At 63.6% G+C, this 2,602-nt stretch carries 1 pseudogene; it reads right to left on the bottom strand.

Annotation, left to right across the window (positions count from 1 at the left end):
- Positions 1 to 1,435 precede the first annotated feature (1,435 nt).
- Positions 1,436 to 2,230: pseudogene (locus AB0D85_RS23610) on the bottom strand (transposase family protein); the annotation flags it as partial.
- Positions 2,231 to 2,602: the final 372 nt, after the last annotated feature.

Here is a 2,602-nt window from a genome sequence, read left to right on the forward strand (position 1 = left end):
GCCTGACCGGACACCCGTCCCCACGTCCGCCACCAACACCCTGAGCACGGAACAGGCATCAGCGCGCCCGCGTTTCCTGTGATTTTCCGGCCAGAGGCCCTGCTGCCATGCATCGGCCCTCACACGATCACCCGATCAGGAACCCTGTTCGACCAGGCCGGCCCCGTGATCGAAAAGCGGATGACGTCTCAAGCCATCGCACAAGCCTGCCACCAGCGCCGACACGCTCTCCAGGACCAGCCATAACCAGAACTACAGCTGCCGTGTCTGAACCGAATGACCACGCGATACGTTGTCAATCAAGTAACTGTTGACAGCACAAGGGGAATGGAATCATGGCCTGGAGCCCGAAGGACTTACTCCCGAAGTTTTTATTGAGGGGAAGGAAAACGCGTCGAGAAGAACGACCTCGAGAATATTCGGAGCTCACCTCGGTTCGCCCCCGTGTCACTGTGGCGACCTCGCAATCTTCACCGGGCGAATTCCCTCCGCCTACCGCCCACAATCCTCCGCGGCCTTCGGGTTCCGGGCCCGACGGTGGAACAGGGGTTACGCAAGGGCCTCCGGGGCCCCCGGAGGAAAGGGTCCAAGAACTACTGAGGCAGGGATCAGGGCAGCCTTCGGGGCAGCCGGCCGAGCCTCAGCGGAACGTGAGGTACGCAGTAGATCCGCAGCGCATACGCGAGATGATGGGGGAGCAGCGTTACGCAGACGCACTCCGGGTCTGGCGGCCAGGGGACACGCCGCCGCCCGCTCCCCGTGCTTCTGAGTCGTCCCGAACAACATCTGCCCGCACCGGATCAGGGCAGCCTTCGGTGCAGTCGGCCGAACGTCAGCGGAACGTGAGGTACGCAGTAGATCCGCAGCGCATACGCGAGATGATGGGGGAGCAGCGTTACGCAGACGCACTCCGGGTCTGGCGGCCAGGGGACACGCCGCCGCCCGCTCCCCGTGCTTCTGAGTCGTCCCGAACAACATCTGCCCGCACCGGATCAGGGCAGCCTTCGGTGCAGTCGGCCGAGCCTCAGCGGAACGTGAGGTACGTAGTAGATCCGCAGCGCATACGCGAGATGATGGCGGAGCAGCATAAAATAGCCGCTTTCCTGACCCGGCAGATGCAGCAGCACACGCCGCCGTCCCCTCCCCACGCCTCCGCGTCGTCCCAAACAACACCTGCCCGCATTAACGGGAGCTCCAAGCCCCCTTCACCCAGACCGCCCAGCAGGTGATGTTCCGGAAAGTCAGTGTATTACGAGGCTGACGTGTGGGTGCGCGCCGAGACTGGGGCGACAGCGCGTATCTGGTGCCGTGCGAACATGTTCTCGGACCTTTGGGGGTGACGTTTTCGAGGAGTGCGTCGACGGCCTTAGACCACAAGCCGTTGTCTCCTACCGATGGTTCGATAAATTCGGAGATAGAGGTCAACGAACCTCTTTCACTCTGCGTATTCGCAGGTGAGGAGAGTGTGGATTGCGGTGACCACTCTGCCGATGCGGTTGGTCGAGTATCGGGCTTGTCGTGGCAGTCGCCAGGCCTTGAGGCGAGCGAAGGCGCGTTCGCCTGGAGCGCGAAGACGGGCGAGGTCGCGGTTGTACTGCTGGTAGTGGTCGGGGCGTTCGCGGTGACCGTAGTAGGGGGTGCGGAGGGTGGTGCCGACGCCTTGGTAGGCGCGATCGGCCAGGACGAGGATCTGGCGGGTGAGACAGGCCTGGACGATGCCGTGGGCGCGGGCTGCAGTCAGGTCATGGGTACGTCCTGGCGTTGCCCGTGAAAACCACAGTGGCGTGCCGTCCGGACGCGTGAGACCTGCACGTTCATGCCGTGCTTCCTGTGCTTCTGCGAGTGGTACGGCTGATCGGCGCGGACGCGGTCGGCGGGGATCGGCGTACCGTCAACGATGACGTGGTCGCCCTCACCGAGGTCGGCGAGGGCTTCTTGGAGGCCTGGGGCCCGGGAAGCCGGCACCTCCAGGGTCTCGTCCACGTAGCGCCAGGCGGTGGCCTGCGATATCGCGAACCCGGCGCCGAGCTGGGCGAACGTCTCGTTCTTGCGCAGATGGACCAGTGTGAGCAGTGCCTGGTCGAAGCAGCCGAGCTTCCGCCGGCGGGTGTTACGTGCGCGGCGGTGCTCGTACGGCAGTCAGGCAACGTGCTCAACGAGCTTATGCGGGACGTCGAGCGTGGCAGGATACGGAACCAACAGGGGCCCCTTCGGTCGCAGGCGTGCTGAGGTGGAATCACCACGCCAACGACGAGGGGCCCTGCCGCGTCACCATACCCACTGACCAGCCCATTTCATCCGCCAGCACAGGATGAAAGAGGTTCAATGAATCTCCCTACCTACCGCCGCGGCTTGGGCTTGGGCATGGGCTTGGTCAGTTTCCGTTGTCCCTCGCTCCCGCCGCGTGCAACCGGTGCTTGATTGCTCGCACGAGTTCCTGAGGGTAGAAGCGCACTTGTATGCGGGGCTATCGGGTTCAATTCCGCTTGGAGATCGTGTGGCTTCCTTTCGTTCTCGCTATCGCTGTTGTCCCACGCTGAGGACACTTTCTGGGGCGCAGAAGGCTGGTTAGGGTTTGTGGAGGCCGTCGCTTGCGATTGAT

It is taken from the genome of Streptomyces sp. NPDC048277 (assembly GCF_040652235.1).
GTDB lineage: Bacteria > Actinomycetota > Actinomycetes > Streptomycetales > Streptomycetaceae > Streptomyces.